Source organism: Nitrospira sp. CMX1, from assembly GCF_054902215.1.
This window is the reverse complement of the sequence record NZ_JBUBKD010000074.1, coordinates 87724-106351: the sequence shown is the minus strand read 5'-3', so window position 1 is coordinate 106351 and position 18628 is coordinate 87724. Positions and strand designations below refer to the sequence as shown.

Genomic DNA, 18628 nt, shown 5'->3' with positions numbered 1-18628 from the left:
TGGCTCAGCTTTTAACTCGTCGAGTAGATGTACATCACGCATGGTGGGCGACCTCCTTGCTTGATAGGTCCAGGGATATGGTTCAGAGTGTTTGGACCTTCCTCCCTGTTCGTCTGAATTCTAAAAAACACGATCGTCTTTTCTCCATCGCTCAGAAGATGGAATTCGGGTCTCCATCGATTGGGTGAAGATGGGCCGGCAGAGCGGGCAGGTTACTGTGCACGAAGAAATGCGATGATGGCTTCAACGCGCCCATCGACGGATAACTTCTGGTAGATGTGATGCAGATGTGTCTTGACGGTTTCGACGGAGACGCACAGGTGGTCGGCAATTTCTTTGTTGCTTCGCCCGGCCGCCGCACAAGCCAGTATTTGACGTTCACGGTCACTGAGTGCAGACAGCCGTAGCGTGTTGCCTTCGTGCAAGGGATGAAGCGTACCTGGCACGCTGTGCACAAAGCGGTCCGGAAGAATCGGCGACAGGACCTGTTGTCCGTTCGCCGTGGCTCTCAGGATGCGCAGGAAGTCCGTCCAATCGGTATCTTTAAGGATGTATCCGAAGGCACCAGCTCGCATGGCGGCCACGATCCTTGCATCTTCTTCGTACCGGGCTAAGAGGAGGACGCGCATCTGGGGTTGGTGCTTGTGGAGGAGGTTGGTGACGAATGCGACGTCGAGATCCGGCAGGTCCACATCGAGCAACAGGAGGTCGGGGCGATGTTCATGTGCGAGCCGATAGACCTCATGCGCATCAGACGCCTCAATGACAGTGTTGACGTCACGCTCTCGTTCCAACAGGAGGCGGAGACTCTGTCTGAACAGCCGCTGGGTTTCGGCAAGCAACACACGGATGGATGCGGACGAGACACCCTGAGCAGCATGAGCATTGGCCATTTTCTCGCGATGGTTCGGCGTAGAACACCCCTTCCTTCATGGTGGGCCACAGAATCCTACAGCCGGAAGGAGCCGTATCAGGCGCACAAGCATGCGGCAAGGTCTAGGCATCCCCGCAAGGAGATAATAGACAGGGGAAGAACGTGTGGGAGAGCGACTGCTACCAGGCCCATTGGATGGTTCTGTGCTGCCTGAGACGCACATAGGAACCATCTCCTAGTTCCCTGAGGCGGCATCACATTTTAATGTACGCTCGGCCTATGGTACTGGTCAAGGTTCGACCATGACGGGCATTATGCGGCTGTTGCATAAAATTAAGAAAAGATTGGCCGGATCCGCTGAGCTCGGTAGCATAGAGCGTCATGAGGTTCTCTCACGTCATGCTCTGGGTCTTGCTGAGTGTGCCCTGTCACGCCATAGCCGGGACGGAATTTGTCGCACGGGTGCTGGCGGTGCATGAAGGAGATCGCGTGATGATTCACTATCAGGGGAGAAACGAGATAGTCTCCCTTCGTGATGTGACCTGTCCCAAGCCGAAACAACCCTATGGGAAGCAAGCGAAGCATGCAGCGGCCGCCTACCTCGCGAACCGTGACGTCGTGGTACGAGACCTGACGAAGGATCAGCAGGGTCGGATGACGGCCGATATTCTGCTGAATGATGGACGGAACATCGCCCAGGAATTGGTCAAGGAGGGGCTAGCCTGGGTCCTGCCTGGTGAAGTCCGCGATCCAACGCTGAAAGATATGGAAGAGCTAGCCCGAGCCTCCAAACATGGCCTGTGGTCCGAACCCGATCCTGTTCCACCGTGGAAGTGGAAACCCACCAAACCGGCTCGGCACAATTAGATAGAGTGCAGAAGCCATTCCTCAAGCGAGCAACCAGTCGAGCGATAGTCCCGCTCCCCATCTTCTGTGGATAACCATGTGTGCAAGTGCTGTTGACGAGGCAAGATGCTACGAATGACGCGAGAATTTATCAAAGTGCCTATTTTATAGGCATCCGCTCTTGATGATATGTACCACAAGGAATAGTGGTCTGGATGGGTGTTCATGATTTTCTTGCATATTCCTAGAGCAAGCGATTTGTGTTATCCACTTGATTCTATCGATACCCATGCTATTCCCAGTCTGCTGACGGGCTATCCACAGGTTACAAAGTTTTCTGGGGATGACGTTTCCTGCAACAGGAGCGTGGATTCGTTTCTGTCAAGGGGTGACCAGCAGAAAGACGGCTCTATCTGAGAGCAAAAAACGTCGGTAGACCGAGCCTCCTGTCCATGTCCCAGTGGGTGAGAGCGAACAGATTCGTATACATCATGCTGTGAACCGGAGGTCAGACGATGGTGGGCATGGGTGTTGGCAAATGGTCTACGACGTCAGGTTGATAAGCGCACACCGGCATTAGCACCAAAGCGATGGGGTACCGGATTGAGACCAGCAGTGTCAGGCCCTTGGGATTGAACTCTGCAAATGGCCGGGGATGGAATTCCCTGGTGGTGAGGGATTTCAAAGCGGCACTGTATACACAGACGAAGTCGGTGGAGTCGCATCCTTCCGGACAGACGCGAGCTTGGTTGTTCGCACTCGATCCAGATGCCTCAGCGATGTCCTTGCCGTGAGGAAGTGGGACAAGCTTCTCTACCGTTCATGCAGAAGGTACGAGACCTGAGCGACGGTCTCAGGACGAAGGGCCTTCTGAGACCATCCCCACGAAGTGGAGGCGCCGCTCTCCGGTGAGATGCTGTGGCTGGATGATGTAGTCACCTGTCATCGACGGAATCCAGATGGATTTGGCCACCTCCATGTTCCCTCCTGTGACCGCCCACGCAACGCTGCCTACAAGTCCGCCGCCGATCGAATAGACCATTTTTGCGGCCCCATAAGGAACGGTGAGCGCCCAGCAGGCGGCTTGCCGCCTGGCTGCCTCGGGGCTGGAGAGAGGAGGGGGATTCGACGAGATGGCGTGCGGTGCACTCAATTCGGGTAGGTCGTCACCACCATGCGCCAGGGCCGATGTCCCGGTCATGACCAGGAGGGTGCAGACAGTCGCTCCAACCAGCAGCATCCGCCCGATGTGAAACTGCAAATGATTCATGCTCATGGCTGCTCCAGTAATAAGGATTCTTCGGTCTCATGGGGACGAGATCTCTAGGCGCGGGATACGATCAGGGACCAGGATCGCCACCAAGCTCAGGAACCGGACCTGTTGCTTACGGTTCGTCCTTGGAGGACTCTTCGCTCTGTTTGAGCCAGAGTTCAAGCAGTCTAGTCTCGCGCTCGGACTGCGAAATATGTTCCAACGCGAATGCGCCGGTCAGGCGATCTTCATAAAACGCCCGTTGCTTGGCGTAAGCCTTCTTAAAGGCTTCCGTCTTCAGGGTTTTCCAGTGCGCATCCGGGATGCCAGCCTGGGATCGCAGGAGGTCGATCTCAATGGCCTGGAACGCAAAAACTTTTGCTAACACCTTGATGACCGTGGCATTGGTCAGGAACCTGGGACTCTTGTCAGACATAGCGCATCGCTTCAGTTCTGCCACGGCACACAGGCCTAGACCGGCGACGTTTCTGCATCCTGCTGGCGAACCTGAACCCTCGACCCGTCTCGACGGGTCGAGGGTTTCACGAATGGTTCAACTGCCTGTACAAATTGGAATGTCGATGATGTAGAACCGCTCAGTTCCGCACGCCGCTCCACACTTTTGCCGGATCGATCGCCTTATCAGGATTGAGGGTCTTCGCCCTTTCCAGCAAGACATCCGTCCCTTCCGGATACGCCGGATCAGAAATACAACAGTTGTCGACCGGGCAGACGGCGGCACATTGGGGTTCGTCAAAATGGCCGACACACTCCGTACACCGATCATGTGCGATGACGTAAATATTGTCGCCCACGCCTTGCCCGTCACCCACATGGAGCCCCTTCTCTTCCGCGCCGCTGCGCGTTTCGAAGATGGCCTCGTTCGGACATTCCGGCAAGCAAGCGCCGCAGTTGATACATTCCTCAGTAATCAGCAGTGCCATGATCCTGATCTCCTTATTCGCTAAGATTATACCTGGTGGCGTACGTGCTCTGTATCCGCTTTGATGCCTCGTTCACGAGATCAATAAGAGGTGTATGGTGCACCTTCTCAGGCGCCGCTGTCAATGCGCGGTCGACGGGAAAATCTGGTGCGTGAAGCCATGGGTGCCGATCCCTTATCGGGCCTCTTGGGGACAGAGAGTGGGAGGCACAGGCTGTGCGGGGATAAGGTTTCGGGAAGAGACGTACCGATAAGGGACCATCTTGTGGCTGGCTTCTTTACATGGCAATGGCGTATCGTCGAGCGCGTGGCTACTCCGGAATTCATCAAAACCCTTCGTGCCAAAATCGGGACAGCGTTGCTGCATGTGCCGACCGTGTCGGTCCTCGCGTATGATGACCAGGGACGGTTGTTGCTGGTGCAGGATAAGCCGTCAGGCTTGTGGGGCGCCCCTGGCGGGATTGTCGATCCGTATGAATTGCCGTCCGATGCGGCAGTGCGGGAAGTGTGGGAGGAGGCGGGGGTCTACGTCGAACTCACCCAGCTTCTCGGTGTCTTTGCCGGGGAACGATTTTCTGTGCGGTATCCCAACGGAGATCTGCTCTCTGGGGTGGAGACCGTGTTTGCGGCAAGCGTGATCACCGGGATGCCGCGAGCCGATCAGGAGGAAACCTCCGACGCAAGATTCTTTCATCCGGGTGAGCTTACCCTGCTGGCTTGTTATCCTCATTTTCTGGAGATTCACCAGGCTGTGAGCCAACAGCAACGTCACTCCTACTTCAAACCGGCTACCTGGCGTCCTCCGGCAGGAGGTTGAAAAAGTCCATCAGCGTTGTTCTCTCGTCTCTTTTGGGTATGTGACGGGTCTCTCGCCCGTTGATACCACTCCGGGCCGTGAGCATGTCGGAGAGATGAAGCGTCGTTCGTATGCGAGGAGGGGATGTGAACAACGAGATACGAACAGGTTTAGAGGTCTAAAGAGTACGGTCTCCATCTTGTGAACGTCGTGTCTTTTCTCCCGCACATCAACTACGAATGACGAAAGTTCGTGTGAGCTTGACCATAGGTGTGGGGCTGGTACGGGGTTGAACTGGAGGCTTGTCGGTTGTATGGTGCAGTCAGCATGAGGTCTTGATGAGCCAACCGGCCTGCCACCTTAGCTCGAATTCTGGTTGGCAGATGATGCTGTGCGCACTGGGGTGAGCCGCGCTCACGTTGAGCAGACATTCTCACGGTATTAGTCCACTAGTCCACCTGTTCACAAAGGAGTGTGTCCTATGGCAGAGGTTACGGAGCAGATCACGAAGGCGCTCGAACATTTCAAGCAGCAACGCGATGAGCTGCAAGTACAGTTGCATCTCGCGAAAGCGGAGGCGAAGGACGAGTGGGCCCGTCTGGAAACTCAGTGGGACGACATCAAGCCCAAGTTGGAGGCCGCACGGGAAGAAGTGGGGAAAACGGCTGATTCCGTCGGCGATGCGTTGAGCCTGGCGATCGATGAATTGAAGAAAGGCTATGAGCGGCTGCGGAGCCGACTCTAATTCATCACGTTTGAAAAGCCCGCCAGCGGTGTTCTTGCCCCGCTGGTGGTCTTTTAGAACATCGTAAGCACTCCTTTGTTTCGATCCAATAGATAGATGCTTCAAGGGATGCGAGATAGTTGTCCGGTAACCTGCTAAGCCAGGCGATACCTGGCGTTTTGGCCATTGTTGGTGGCAGGTTTCATCTTTCTGCCCCTTCTCACCCCTGTGATGATTCATCGTGGTGTGGACTTGCTTGGATGCAGGACGAATCCATTGGCGTATCCTCAGTCACCCACCGGTCATCGTGTAAAACGCGCATCGTCAAGTCTGTTGTCGACGTGAACTGCCCCGCCCTCTCATAACACCTCACACCTCCCGAATTGATCCTCTGCGCAATCCCGCTTGTTTATCCACAGTTCTTGCCTCAGCCCGAGTCAGTGGGATTGGCTGCCATACGCAGAGCGACACCATCTTCGATCGTTGTGCTTTGGTCACGCGAGGGGCTTCTCAGATTTGTAGACTGCTACGTCGAATGTCTTCTTGTTTCTACTTGTGCGTATATGGTATTAGACGCGGCACTTCTTCGAAAATATTGTAATAAAGAGAGCTTCGTCGCAGGTTGACTCTGCGTGAAGGCATGGTTCCACTCTTCCGGCCAGTTATTATCTTCAACGTGGGTGCGACGGGAGATTAGGGTATGGCAGATAAAACGAGTCCATTACTGATTGGCCAAAAAGGAGAGCTTCCCGAGAAAAAGCGCTACACCACCGTCAGTGTGACGCAGGGGTACACAGAACAGCTGTTTAACGGTGTCGCTGGGATGACCACTAGGAAGATCCGTATCTGTGGCGTGAAGCTGATCTGGGATGAAGACGAGAACACAAACTCCATCGAAAATCCTGATGAGGTGACGGCCAAACTCTTTAATTACAGCGGCAGCAACGATATCGAATCGCTGGAAATGTATGCGGATGAAATCGTCATCAGAAGTCCGCTGGTATTTCCGCAAACCGATCTCTGGATCTGCGCCCGCAAACTCATCTTCGAAGGCAAGGGGAGCATCACAACGACCCCGAGTCCTCATCCGCCCTGCTATACAAAACCGCGCGACGGCAGCGGCAGACCGCTAAACGAGCGCGGCAAGATCGAGGCGAAGAGCGGGCTCAATGGAGCACGCGGCGGGCATATCACGTTGTGTCTACCAGAAGGTGCCTCAATCGCAATTCCTGCTTCTGATATGACACGAATGCGGTTCATCACGGTGGGCGGAAAGGGCCAGGATGCGGAGGGCGGCGGCTACCTGGACTATGCTTCCGAGGCCAATCAACGCAAAATCCCTGGCGACCAAACGCTCGGTGGAGCCTTGGGATCATGGTATGTCGAAAATCTTCCTCAAGACGAATTTAGTAAGTATGTGGGTGGCTATGACGCGAGCGATTGGCAATGGCCCGATCGATGGAAAACCACGTTTGACAACTCATATTCGGTCATGCACGCCAGGGTCGAGGTAATTGCGCAGGATCCAGAAGGAACTAGAAAATCTCTGTGGAAAGAAGTGGGCGAACGCATCTGGCCAGGCGGGGTTCCAGACGCATTTCCCTCAGGTAAGTCAGGGGACGGAGGGGCCGGAGGTGACGTGCGAAGGTTTTGGGGGATACCCAACGAAGAATCGAGCATGGCCTTGATCCGGACCATCCTCGGAGGGGAACCGGGAGCTTCCCCGGAGATCAAGTCGCGATGTCCTTCGATTGCCACGGATTCGGGCAGGCCCCCAGTTTTTGTTCGTATGAAACTGGCGCATAAGGCCAGCGACGAATTTCCTCAAACGCCGTCCCTTGACGTTGAGAAGTGTCCTTTCCCTATCATAAGCAAGGGCGCTATCTCCTGCCCCGGCAAGCAAGGCTTATCCGGGCGTTCGGAATCGGTCTCCCATGAGCTTACTCAACAAACGGGGCCGACCACGCCGGAACAGCGCAGCGTCGTGCTACAACGGCATCCAAATGGATGGCCGAATCATCTCGTCATTGAACCAGCGTTGCAGTATGCACGCGACGCTTATCTCAATGGGTACCGCGATGAACCACGTGAGATGCTCGAATGTTATCGCGACGTCATTGAGTGGGTTCCGGAAAACGCGCGTAGTGCGGCTCTGGTCGGACAGGCGACCGAAATTTCCGCTCTCCTGACGCAACTCAAGGAGAATCTCGACTACTACGGCAATCCACCGGGCTGGTTGCCTCGCTTGTCGATGTTGTCGAGTCTGCAACTATTTCTCGAAGATCAGAAGAACGCCGTGAGCCTCCTTTATTTTGCGTACAAGCTCGAGAAATCCTGGGCTCAGGTCCAGGACCACGCAACATATCTCAAGAGCACCCGTAAAGCGTTATCCCAGGCCGTACAGTTGGCAAAGCAGAACTATGCAGAGGGCTTGGCCCTCCTCGAATCGAGCCGCACGGAGCTCGACTCCGTTCAGGGACAGGCAAAGGAAATCGGCCGCCAGATCAAAGCGCTGGATGAACTGATCACGAGCAAGGCCGTGAACCAGGCGAAGGACCAGGCGATCTTGGCTGGCATCTGTAGTATCGCTTCCGGTTTGTGCAAGGTAATTCCCCTCGGCCAGCCCTATCTAGGGGCCGCCGGCGATGCCGTCTTCCAACCACTGGCGAAGATCGATCTGTCCAACCCGAACGCCGCGGAGGAAGCCTTTAAATTTGCAGAAGGGATCGGTGATGGGTTGACGACCTTTGTCAACGACAATAGGGATGCTGTACTCAAAGACTCCGAGGCGTCATTCACCAAGAAGCTCACACGGATTGAGGGCAACTTAACCACCACAGAAAAGAAAATCACCGAAATCAACGAAAAGATCGAAAAAGACTTCGACAGTAAGGTCAGCGCCCATGTGGCCAACCTGGAGACAGAGATTACGTCACTGGAGACAGAAGCCAAGACCATCACGGACGCCGCAAAGAAAAATGAACAGCAGGCCAAAGCTCTCTCCTTCAAGGAAGAGCTGGCGCTGTACAAGAGTCGAAAACTCGATGAGGCGGTGGTGAAGCTGCGGCAACAAATCGCCGATGCAGACAAGAACGCACTGACTAAGGCGGAACGGGACGCCAAGGACGGGCTGTTGAAGGAAATGGCTGCCCTCCAAGCCAGGAAGGAACTTGACACGAAGAACTCGGCTAACCTCAAGGAAAAGCAGGAGGAGCAACAGAAGTTGCTCGACGAGACCATGACTCATGCGGCACGCATCGGCAAGGGTGTGAGCACGCTCGCCTCCGGTTTGACGAAGCTGGTCGTGCCGGTCGATCGCCACAGCTCTGACGTTGAAGAGATCAAGAAGAAAATCGCCGAGAGTGCCCAATATAAGGCGCAGTTTCAGGGCCTGATGGACTCTCTCGACAAACTGGGGATTCAAAAAGCTCAACTCATTGAGGGGGTGGAACGGGCCCAGCATATCTTGGCGGAATCCTGCGCCACAATGTCCAAAAGTCTGCTCCAAAGCGCGGATGTCAGCCGCCAGATGCAGACGATGGGCAACGCGCTGGATCTGGAGGTGAAACTATATGCACGTGCACTCAGGCAGCGCTCTGAGGAGCGCTTACGGAAGTCGCTCTATCATGTCGTGAAGTCGTATGAATATCACACCCTCAGCCGAGTCCCGCCGGACTTTTTCCGGACCGACGTCATCAAGAAGATCGTGGCACTTGAAGAATCTAAACTGGCAGCCGGACAGCTGGACACCACCCTCACGGTAGACGATTTTAGACAAATCTACGAAACAGTGTTCAGAGACAAGTTTTTGGAACTTAGCAAGCAGATCACTGACGCTCTTCAACATGTCAAACCGAGCAAAAAAAATCGATACCTGTGCGCGCTGAAACCGGCCCAACTTACGCAACTCAACGACACCTGGCGATTGACGTTTAAGATCGTCGAGGATTTCGGGAAGACCAGTGGGAACCCCTCCGACCTGATTGACGCGCGCATTGTCGGTATCGCGCTCAAAAGACTCGAGATTGCCACGGCAGACAATGGCCTTTCTCTGGATATCGACTTCACCCATTCCGGGAAACACCTCATCACCGACCCAGCTGGCTTCCAGTATTTCTTCCAAATCGGCAAATACGAGGCCACGGCCCAGGACCAGGACGGGAATAGTACCAAGAAATGGGTTAGCGATCAGCCCATTGCCTGGCGAAGCGTCTACAACGCGGGAGGAGTGCCGGAGGCGGTCACGCTGGACGAGCGGGTTGAAGACGATCAAATCGTCCAGTATTTACTGCGTGAGTTCAAAGCGGGAGCAGAGAGCGAGGCAACGACTCTGCAGGAACATCGTCCGGCCTTTACCTCCGAGATCACGTTAACACTGGATGGAGGACTCGATATTACCGCCAAAAACTACGTAACGAAAAAGAAGGCAAAGGCTTTCGAGATTATAGCACTCGAATTTTGGGTCTTTTTTCAGAGGCGATAATCATGATTGTACGCACGATTTTGGGTGTGGTCGGCGCAATGGCAGTCTTTTTGTCATCCGGGCCAGGGCAGGCTCAAGACGTTGCCGCAGATCCGGTTGCGAAGCCGTCGTTCGTCGTGAAAACCTTTCCCGCCACCAACGGAAGCGACCGTCTGCCCAGTCCGCTTGGCGGAGGCATGGTCAGCTTGGTCGGCGAGCCGGAATCAAAAACGTTCGGCGTCTCGTTCAACGGGACCCTTGCCTCTTCAACGAGCCTCACAGGCAAGGAAAAGGTTGTGGCCTTGCTGTATATCAATTGCGAAGGCCCACACCAAGGAAGTCGTGTCACCGTGGGTACGGTGGATCTCGGTATGCTCAGGCCAATGCACCTCGCCCCCGCCGTGTTCGCCATCGGAGAGGCCAGCGCCTTTGTGCCCTTGAACAACGTCACATGTATCTCGCTCGCAATCAGAATCGATGAACCGGACAGGACGCCGTTCCTCGTGAAGACCTTCACCAAGAACGAGAGTGAGGTAGTTAAACAGGTTAAAGTTCTGAACTCGACGGTCCGATTGATCGGCGAACCAGAATCCAAGAGCTTCGGCGTCTCGTACCGCGGCACATTGGAGTCTAAGATCGAGCTGAGCGGTGAAGAGAAATTAGTGGCTCACCTCTACATGAAGTGTGACAACGATTCACCCACGACACCACGCGCTACTCATGTCGGCACGGCCAAGATCAGCGAGGTCAAAAAAGGGCGCGGCTCCTCGCTTCAAATTGTCACTGCCGATGTCACTGCCTTTGTGCCACTCAGGGAAGTCGAGTGTATAGAACTGGGACTTCAGTAGCTGGAGCAGAGAGGACCCATCTGAATGGGCATACACTGTCTACCACTCTTAAACAGAAAGGAGCATGAGATGCCTAATCGATTGACGGTTATCCAACTGAAGCAAGGGAACAGCGCCGTGTGTAGCGCCGCAGAAGGCGAGGCCAGTACGGACCGGGCCACAGTGAAACTCACGAAGGGAATCAAATGGACTGTGCCTAAGCCCATAGAATGCCTTCAAAAGCAGGTCACACTGACGGCGACCATCCATGATGCAGGCGTGCCGACGAAGTCCTTTGCCAAAACCATGTATATCTCCGGGATAGTGGGGGATGGCAGTACGGTCAGGCTCACCGACAAGAAAGAAGCATAAGCGTCACGACGAGGCGGCGGCTTCCCAAGCGTTAGCAGGCCGTAATCTCAGTGACACGACAGAAGGAGAAGCGAAATGCCACTTTCAATCGCAGAGTCCAAGAACAAGACTAAGGTGTTCAACGAAATCAAAGCCAATTGGCCAAAACAGACCGCGAGCAACAACTGGACGGAGGCTAACTTTAAATTCAAGCCTCCGAAAGACGAATGGCTGCTCACACTCAAAGCGTTGTCTAAAGTGAGAGTTGACGTGAAGTGGAATTCTGGATTCAAGGTGACGCTGTACGGCACTGACGAGAAGGGCGACCAGGTAAAAACCATTGTGGGCGAACTGCCTGGAACTGGTTAATTCAGGAGTCTTTGCTTCTTACTTAGTTTGCCATGGACAGGGCAGACTATAGTTCCATCGACTACTCCACCACAAATCAGAGACGACAGGAGAAATTTCCGAGTAATTTCTCCTGTCGTCTCTGAGAGACAGTATCATTTTTTGGTCACCGTTTGTGCGTCCCATCCTGCGGTTTCTTGCCGACTTGGGTTTTCCCTTCGCCTACGGCGATTCCTGATTCTGGTGTCTGCGTAATCACGATTTCCAATCGTCGGTTTTTGCTCCGGCCCTTGTCCGTGTCATTCGTCGTGATCGGTTTACTGTCCCCATAGCCCACGGCTTTGACTCGGTCGTTCTGCAGTCCTCCGTTGATCAATATCTGTACCGCGTAGTCCGCTCGGGCGCGGGAGAGTTCCTGATTATCGCGAAAGCCCTTTCGCAGGTCGGATCTGAACGGGGTATTGTCGGTATGTCCCGCCACCTCGATTCCCTGGTACCGGGATCCGTGCAAGACGGCACCGATCCGTTCGAGCAAGGAGGTGCCGCCGAGGGTCGCCGTCGCGTCACCGGTAGAGAAGAGGTCGCCACTGGCCAGTGCCAGGGTTAATTTATTGCCGCGCTGTCTCACGGTGACCGTGCCCTTCTTCAGCTCTGGTTGGAGCAGGCTCGTCAGGCTCTCACTGATTTTGCGGAGGTCGCTGTTCCCGATGAGCGTGAGGGTTTCTTCCTCATCGCCGGCCTCCGCGTTGGGCCCGAGTAAGGTGGATGCGGAGAGTGTCTGATCGATCGACTGAAGCGACAGGGCGGGAGGGGGTTCGTCTTGAGCGGCCGCTGCATCGGTCTGTTTTGAAGCGTTGGTATTGGCATTGGCGTTCAACTCAACATCCACCAGCATTTGTTTGGTGCGGGCGAGTTCTGCCTCCTTCGCCACGAGTTGAGGATTCACGTCGGCGAACTTTTGACTGACTTGTTTCAGCTCGTCTTTCACCTGCGTCAGCTCTTGTTCCTTCTTGACGATCAGTTGTTCCGCGTCCGTGGCTCGGCGTTTAGCCTGGGCCAATTCCTGTTCACGCCCCGATGACGTCAGCTGCTGCTCGACCTCGGTCACGCGGCGTCTCGCTTGGGTTAATTCCTGTTCCTTCCCTGCCAACTGTTGTTCGACTTCGGTGACGCGGCGCTTGGCTTGGACCACGTCCTGGTCTTTTTTCGTCGTCTGCTGTTCGGCGTCGCTGACGCGGCGTTTGACCTGGATCAGCTCCTGTTCTTTCCCCGCCGTTTGTTGCTCGGCCTCGTTGATGCGGCGCTTGGCCTGGTTCAGTTCCAGCTCTTTATTAGCCGTCAGTTGTTCCACTTCGGCGATACGGCGCTTGGCTTGTGTGAGGTCCTGGTCTTTCTTGGCCGTCAGTTGTTCAGCTTCGGCGATGCGGCGCTTGGCTTGAACTAGTTCCTGTCCTTTTGCCGTCGCTGCCATTTGCTGTTCCACTTCGCTCACTCGGCGTTTAGCTTGGTTCAGCTCCTCCGCTTGCACGGCTAGATCGTCTCGAAACTTCTTGGAATTGTCGATGGCATTCGACCGTAAGGCGGCGATTTCCGTGTCCTTGGCATGAAGCTGCAGCACGAGCTCACCAACGCGTTGCTTGAGCTCGTCGATCTTCTGCTTGGCCGCCTGGAGATTGTTTCTGGCCATACCCAATTCGTCCAAGGCTTGGTTGTCTGTCGCGCCTCGGAGTGACTCGTCGTCGACTCTATAAACCTGAGGGGCGGTCCAGTCAGACGGAGCAAGCCGTGGTCCTTGCCGGAGCCCGTAAGACGACACGTGGACGGATAACGATGATGCTTGGAGACGATTGTGTTGGATGGCTGAGGATGCGAACATCCCCATCGGTTGAGCCGCTGCAACTGAAGCCGGCACATTGCCGTAGAGCAGAGTGAGGGTGACGAGTACACAAGATGAGAGTTTCACAAGCATGGTTGACCTACCCAAATGGGATATTGTGCGGTGAAGACACATGGATTGACGCCCTACTCACGGGCCTCACGGCACGGATGTGGTTATGGACTCCGCTCAGACATCACAGGCGGCAGGACCACCCTGCCTTATTCATGAACGTGTCTGCTGCACTCGCGGAATCGCTGCTACGACAATATTCGTCATTGGTGAAGCGTGAAACGTACTTCGGTTCCGAATTCAGACACTCTACACAATGTGCGGTCCGTGCGATTTCGTCGCTCGACTAGGCGTGAGCCCTTAAGCTCTTCGACAAGGTCAGCGTAGGCCAGTCCAAAGGCCACACACCGTCATAAATCATGCGGGCTACAGGTGCCCGTGCCAATGGCGGTGCCTTTCCCTCCGACATGTATGAATCGGGCAAGAGGGAAACGGATCCTATCGCCTTCCAGATTCACTTTGCAACGGGTGCATGGGGCGAAATCATGGGGGCGGGCGGTGCAAACCTGGTTGATCGTTACCGTCGAGAGGTTTTACGATTGTGTGGATCGGTCGGCATCGTTCGCGTGTCTAGATTTCGAGGAGGACGGTCTGGAATCCGAACGGTGACGAGGCCGTGTGGGGTATGGATCCGGGTGGTTATTCATCGATCGCGTCGCAACGTGTCACGCACCGGACTGAGGGACCGCCACGGAGTCGCAGCAGAGACTGATGCACATCGATGTCCTCGCTTCCGCCTTGAATCTGAACGGGGAATCTCGCTAGACTGCGCCCGCTCACCTTATTTCTGCTTCTTCGGAGGGTATGCCATGACGGTTCGCACGTTGCTCCCTGCCTGCATTGTCGTCGGAGTTCTGGTCTTGGTCGGAATGCATCCCGCGGAGGCCGCAGACCAACCCCAGCAGCTGAAAGCCGCCTGTGAGCGGGGGACGCCGACTGCCTGTAACGCGCTTGGGTTGTTGCATATGAAGGGCGAAGGGGTGAAGCCGGATGAGACACGAGCGGCGGCCATGTTCAGAAAAGCGTGTGACATCGGCGATCCGAGTAGCTGCTCGAATCTTGGCGTGATGTATGCCGAGGGAGTCGGGGTTCAACAAGACGATGTGCAAGCTGCGGTCTTCTCACGGAGAGCCTGTGACGGCGGAGAGGCGAGGGGCTGCTACAACCTTGGCGTGATGTATGCCGAGGGGACTGGGGTCCAGCAGGACGAGGTGCAAGCGGCGGATTTCACGCGGAAGGCCTGCGACGCCGGAAATATGAAGGGTTGCTACAATCTGGCCGTCATGTATGCATCCGGAATCGGGGTCCAGCAGGACGAGGTGCAGGCCGCCGATCTCTACAAGGCGGTCTGTGAGAGCGGGAATGCAAGGGGCTGCTACAACCTTGCCGCGATGTATGCGGCGGGAGTCGGTATCCAACAAGACGACATTCGAGCCGCCGATTTCTACCGGAAGGCTTGTGACGGTGGAAACGCGAGGGGGTGTTACAACCTCGGCGTGATGCATGCCGAAGGGACCGGGGTTCCGCAGGACGAGTTTCAAGCCGCCGATTTCTATCGGAAGGCCTGTGACGGCGGGAGTGCCAGAGGCTGCTCCAACCTCGGTTCGATGTATGCGGCGGGCAACGGAATTAAGCAGGACGATGTTCGCGCGGCGACCCTTTACCGGAAGGCCTGTGACGACGGCGATGCCAAGGGGTGCATCAACCTCGGTGTGATCTATCAGGTCGGACGTGGCGTCAAATCCGATGACACAGAAGCCCTCAGGCATTACGGCAAAGCCTGCGACCTCCGAGAGCAGAAAGGCTGCTCCCTCTACGCCAAACTCAAGACGGGCAGACGATGAGATTCTGTATTCCCAAGATCTCTATGCATTCGGAACGACCCGTCGAGGATCAGCTCTAGGGAGGGGCGCAGGCACGGCCTGATCACGTTATCCAGGCTCGTAATCTGCACACGCGTGGTGTCGGATTACCCGAAGAATTTTCCCGTAGGCTGCTGGCGGAGTGTTCACTCGGTTCTGATCTCGCTTCCATATGCCGTCGAGGGTGTCGGTGTCCGATGATTGCCTTTCGGTCATGCACGACCGATTCTCGGGCGGGCTGCGAAAAAACCATTTGGGTAAGGTTCGCATACGCAACCGTGGAATACCATGGACTGTTTCATGTACAGAGCCGTGAGGCGAACGAGTCGCACGCAGGTGGTTGACCAGAATGGGAAGGGTGGCTTGATGAGGATTTCAGGTAGGAGGACCACAATGGATTTGCAGAGGCGCGTCATGATGTGGTGTGTGGGCTTGGCGTCCTATTTGTGTTGTGATGCCAATGTCTTTGCTCATGCGCCTCAAACGACACCTTCGTCCGGGGACTCGGAGATCCGCGCGGTGGTCGAGCAGGATGTTTCTTGGGATACGATTGAGTGGATGGAGCGACGCTATAAGATCGAAGCCATAGGCTTCAAGGCGCGGAATGAATCCGGTTGGGATTGGTGGGGAAGTGATGAGGTGATGGTCGGGACGGAAGATGCGAAAGGCTGGACGGTCTCGGGCGAGCTCAGTAGCGTCGATTCCGGTGAATTCTATTCCTTTGATCCAGTCAGAAGTTGTGTGGTTGCCGTGCGAGCTGGGATCGTCGTCTTGGGAAAGACATCGGTCTGTGATGAGGCCGGTGAGCCTGCCCCGCTGAGTTTTGGAGTCGAACTGTGGGAGAAGGACGTGTTTGGGTGGCGTACGGGTTTCTGCAAGGCGTTGTCTCCCGGAAAGGGATTTCATGCCGGGCCTCATTGTGCGGACGATGGAAGCGGGACGGACTTTATCGGGCGGGCACGGGTGGATTTCTCCGCGTTGGATCTTGAAGCGGTGTTACCCAATGTCGGCGATGAACATGTCGAGACGGTTGTGTTGAGCGCTTGTCCCAGCGGCGAGGTGTGCAGTGATGCGGACTTGCCGGACTACAGCTTCACGTTTCGCGTCACACGTGTGCGAGACGCGCGGGTCGAGTTACGCTCGTTGCTCGAGGACGCGATGCACAGAACAGGTGCACGGTCTGAACTGGAGGCCATTGTGACAGGCCTGCGCTCCTTGCGTGCGCCGAGTCCTCGTCAGGTGGAGCCGAATTTGCCCAAGTAGGTCGGATGAGCCTTTCTCAAACTCTTAGCGGGCTGATGGAGGATCATCCTTGAAGACCATACAGCTGGGGGCTTGTGTCTTGGTCGTACCGATAGTCGTACAATCTGTGGCAGGTGCTGTAGGTATTGGTCGAATCATATGGGAGAATCGTCATGATATTCAGACGACCAGAGCTTGAAAAGGACAATCCAATTGCTCCTGAGCCCTATGTCGGACCGCGCCGTCGTCTGGCCATGGCCCGTGCCGTGGCCGCAGGGAAATCCGCTGAGCCTGGTGATGTGATGGAGACCTTGCGGGTCTTGACGAAGGCAGCCGCACGGGTGGTGAAGCGTCTTTCCAATACGCGGAAACCCGATGGAGATCTCAAGATGCTCCAAGCCGCGATTACCCAAGCTGAGCGCACACTCGCAGTCCATGAATAGTTTCTGTCGTCGGGCAAGGTAAAGGCCTGGGACCTCACAGGAGTCAGGTATTCTGTGTAGACCAACCGGAGCAGTGTCACGATTTCGGTGATCGCCTCCGTGCCTGGGGCAGCAAGTAATCGGCCATCGCTAGAGCCAACAGAAATCGGTCTCGGTGTTCAACCAGGAGCGGCGTGTTGTTGGATCGAGCGAGCAAGAGGTTTGAGGAAAAGCCGGTTGTCCTCTGGAGAATCGGTGGGCGCCTCCTCGGGGTCGTCCTTTGCCTCGTACTCTCGGGTTGCGAAACGATGCGTGGGTTTGCGTGTAGTAGTGGCGAGCAACGCGGAGTTCAAGAGTTTGTGTATTTTGGAACCGATACACCATCGGGTTCAGTTTCGCCCGAAGATTGGGCAAGGTTTCTCCGTGAGGTGGTGATATCGCGGTTTTCTGAAGGGCTTTCTGTCTGGCAGGCGTCGGGCCAATGGCGGGGGGCCTCAGGTGTGATGGTGAACGAATCGACGTATGTGCTCAGCCTGATCCATCCAGACGATGCCGCGACGAACAGAGCGATGCAGGACATCCTTGCGTCCTACAAGACCCGTTTTCAGCAAGAAGCGGTGCTCCGTGTGACCACGCCGGTCTGTACCTCGCTCTAGCCCGCAATATTCATGGCTGCTTCTTCTGCAGCCGCCGAGTCATCTACTGCGACTATATTCGGCGTTCGTTCGATCCTGAGTTCCAGGTTTCAGGTTCACGTTTTAAGTCGTGCAGAAACCAACATCCTCAAACCTGAAGCAGGAAACCACTGGCCACGACGCTTCACGAAAGCCGCGATCCACCTGGTTTCATCCCGGAAAGTCATGAGGCATGCGGCGAGAATCGCTTGCAAGATGGTCTTTATTTAAGAGGCATCCCTGGCTCTATGTCGTGAATGATGAAACATGCTATCCGTACTCCCCATCTTCTGTGGATAACCTTGTGTGCAAGTCCTGCAATCTGGCCAAGATGATGCGAATAACGCGCGAATTTATCAATGTGCCTATTATTTAAGCATCCGCCACAAGGCAATCGAGCCACTAGCCATAGTGGTCAAGGTAGATGTTCCTGAGTTTCTTGCGCATTCCTAGAAAAATTATCCGGAGTTATCCACTTCATGATGCTGATACCCATGCTATTCCCAGTCTGCTGACCGGCTATCCACAGGTTTTAAATTTTTCTGGGGATGACGTTCTCTTTTCCAGGAGCGATGTTCTGTATCTGTCAAGGGGGAGCGAAAAGAAAGACGGCTCTACTGAGGAATAAAAAAGGCCTTGGGAGCCATGCTCCTGTCCGGATCCAGGGGGCTGAGATTGGACTCAACTGTATACAATGAATCGGCTATCCAGACCTGATCGACCTGTCGACTAGGGGCTATCAGCAGTTGAGCCAAATCCAGGAAGCGGTGAGATGGATCCCGCCGAGCATTGCCCCGTCTGCGCGTCCGCTAGAGGGTTCAGCTCGGCTGAATGCGCTGCTGTCGAATCCCGAGCAGCCACAACCAGAATCGGAAGAGCTGTGAGACCCAGACGGCTTCATTGTGCAACAACGTGAGCGACAATTTGTTCTGGAGCCCTCGCAGCCGGAGACAGGCCCGGCTTCCATGATCCAGAATCGCCAACGTCAGATGGGGCCGGCCTTCAGCGTCCGTCTTCGTCAACAGAACACAGCCTCACATCCGATTGCGCCGCATCG

Annotated in this window: 17 protein-coding genes; 11 read left to right on the top strand and 6 right to left on the bottom strand. The window is 55.4% G+C overall.

The window, feature by feature from the left end:
• Nucleotides 1–212: 212 nt before the first annotated feature.
• Nucleotides 213–893, bottom strand: coding sequence for a response regulator (locus ACYX34_RS18750; protein ID WP_462078099.1), 681 nt, complete (start codon nucleotides 891–893; stop codon nucleotides 213–215).
• A gap of 362 nt (nucleotides 894–1255) precedes the next feature.
• On the opposite strand from ACYX34_RS18750, the gene ACYX34_RS18745 reads away from it, so the two are divergent.
• Nucleotides 1256–1741, top strand: a complete 486-nt coding sequence (locus ACYX34_RS18745; protein ID WP_462078098.1) for a thermonuclease family protein — start codon at nucleotides 1256–1258, stop codon at nucleotides 1739–1741.
• Between the two features lie 832 nt (nucleotides 1742–2573).
• On the opposite strand, the gene ACYX34_RS18740 is transcribed toward ACYX34_RS18745, so the two are convergent.
• From ACYX34_RS18740 to ACYX34_RS18730, 3 genes are all read right to left on the bottom strand, one after another.
• Nucleotides 2574–2996 carry a hypothetical protein gene (locus ACYX34_RS18740; protein WP_462078097.1) on the bottom strand — a complete coding sequence of 141 codons (423 nt, stop codon included), beginning with the start codon at nucleotides 2994–2996 and terminating at the stop codon, nucleotides 2574–2576.
• Nucleotides 2997–3105: 109 nt separating this feature from the next.
• A complete protein-coding gene (locus tag ACYX34_RS18735) occupies nucleotides 3106–3408 on the bottom strand; it encodes a hypothetical protein (RefSeq protein ID WP_462078096.1) in 303 nt (100 codons plus the stop codon).
• Between the two features lie 160 nt (nucleotides 3409–3568).
• Nucleotides 3569–3916 (bottom strand): 4Fe-4S dicluster domain-containing protein, encoded by a 348-nt coding sequence (locus ACYX34_RS18730; protein ID WP_462078095.1) that lies wholly within the window; start codon nucleotides 3914–3916, stop codon nucleotides 3569–3571.
• 123 nt (nucleotides 3917–4039) lie between these two features.
• On the opposite strand from ACYX34_RS18730, the gene ACYX34_RS18725 reads away from it, so the two are divergent.
• From ACYX34_RS18725 to ACYX34_RS18700, 6 genes are all read left to right on the top strand, one after another.
• Complete coding sequence (locus ACYX34_RS18725) at nucleotides 4040–4732, top strand: NUDIX domain-containing protein (RefSeq protein ID WP_462078094.1); 693 nt, start codon at nucleotides 4040–4042, stop codon at nucleotides 4730–4732.
• Nucleotides 4733–5192: 460 nt separating this feature from the next.
• On the top strand, nucleotides 5193–5456 hold the full coding sequence (locus ACYX34_RS18720) for a hypothetical protein (protein WP_462078093.1): 264 nt from the start codon (nucleotides 5193–5195) through the stop codon (nucleotides 5454–5456).
• A 679-nt stretch (nucleotides 5457–6135) separates the two neighbouring features.
• Nucleotides 6136–9918 carry a hypothetical protein gene (locus ACYX34_RS18715; RefSeq protein WP_462078092.1) on the top strand — a complete coding sequence of 1261 codons (3783 nt, stop codon included), beginning with the start codon at nucleotides 6136–6138 and terminating at the stop codon, nucleotides 9916–9918.
• Nucleotides 9919–9920: 2 nt separating this feature from the next.
• A complete protein-coding gene (locus ACYX34_RS18710) occupies nucleotides 9921–10745 on the top strand; it encodes a hypothetical protein (protein ID WP_462078091.1) in 825 nt (274 codons plus the stop codon).
• A gap of 69 nt (nucleotides 10746–10814) precedes the next feature.
• Entirely contained in the window at nucleotides 10815–11096 is a 282-nt protein-coding gene (locus ACYX34_RS18705; protein WP_462078090.1) for a hypothetical protein, read from the top strand.
• 75 nt (nucleotides 11097–11171) lie between these two features.
• Entirely contained in the window at nucleotides 11172–11444 is a 273-nt protein-coding gene (locus tag ACYX34_RS18700; RefSeq protein ID WP_462078089.1) for a hypothetical protein, read from the top strand.
• A 145-nt stretch (nucleotides 11445–11589) separates the two neighbouring features.
• On the opposite strand, the gene ACYX34_RS18695 is transcribed toward ACYX34_RS18700, so the two are convergent.
• Nucleotides 11590–13386 (bottom strand): OmpA/MotB family protein, encoded by a 1797-nt coding sequence (locus tag ACYX34_RS18695; RefSeq protein WP_462078088.1) that lies wholly within the window; start codon nucleotides 13384–13386, stop codon nucleotides 11590–11592.
• Nucleotides 13387–14180: 794 nt separating this feature from the next.
• On the opposite strand from ACYX34_RS18695, the gene ACYX34_RS18690 reads away from it, so the two are divergent.
• From ACYX34_RS18690 to ACYX34_RS18675, 4 genes are all read left to right on the top strand, one after another.
• The gene (locus ACYX34_RS18690) at nucleotides 14181–15215 is read left to right on the top strand and encodes an SEL1-like repeat protein (protein ID WP_462078087.1); all 1035 of its coding nucleotides are present in this window, start codon (nucleotides 14181–14183) and stop codon (nucleotides 15213–15215) included.
• A 411-nt stretch (nucleotides 15216–15626) separates the two neighbouring features.
• Nucleotides 15627–16496 carry a hypothetical protein gene (locus tag ACYX34_RS18685; RefSeq protein ID WP_462078086.1) on the top strand — a complete coding sequence of 290 codons (870 nt, stop codon included), beginning with the start codon at nucleotides 15627–15629 and terminating at the stop codon, nucleotides 16494–16496.
• A gap of 152 nt (nucleotides 16497–16648) precedes the next feature.
• Nucleotides 16649–16918, top strand: a complete 270-nt coding sequence (locus tag ACYX34_RS18680; protein WP_462078085.1) for a hypothetical protein — start codon at nucleotides 16649–16651, stop codon at nucleotides 16916–16918.
• Between the two features lie 173 nt (nucleotides 16919–17091).
• The gene (locus ACYX34_RS18675) at nucleotides 17092–17553 is read left to right on the top strand and encodes a DUF3574 domain-containing protein (protein ID WP_462078084.1); all 462 of its coding nucleotides are present in this window, start codon (nucleotides 17092–17094) and stop codon (nucleotides 17551–17553) included.
• 836 nt (nucleotides 17554–18389) lie between these two features.
• On the opposite strand, the gene ACYX34_RS18670 is transcribed toward ACYX34_RS18675, so the two are convergent.
• Nucleotides 18390–18593 carry a hypothetical protein gene (locus ACYX34_RS18670; RefSeq protein WP_462078083.1) on the bottom strand — a complete coding sequence of 68 codons (204 nt, stop codon included), beginning with the start codon at nucleotides 18591–18593 and terminating at the stop codon, nucleotides 18390–18392.
• Between the last annotated feature and the right edge of the window lie 35 nt (nucleotides 18594–18628).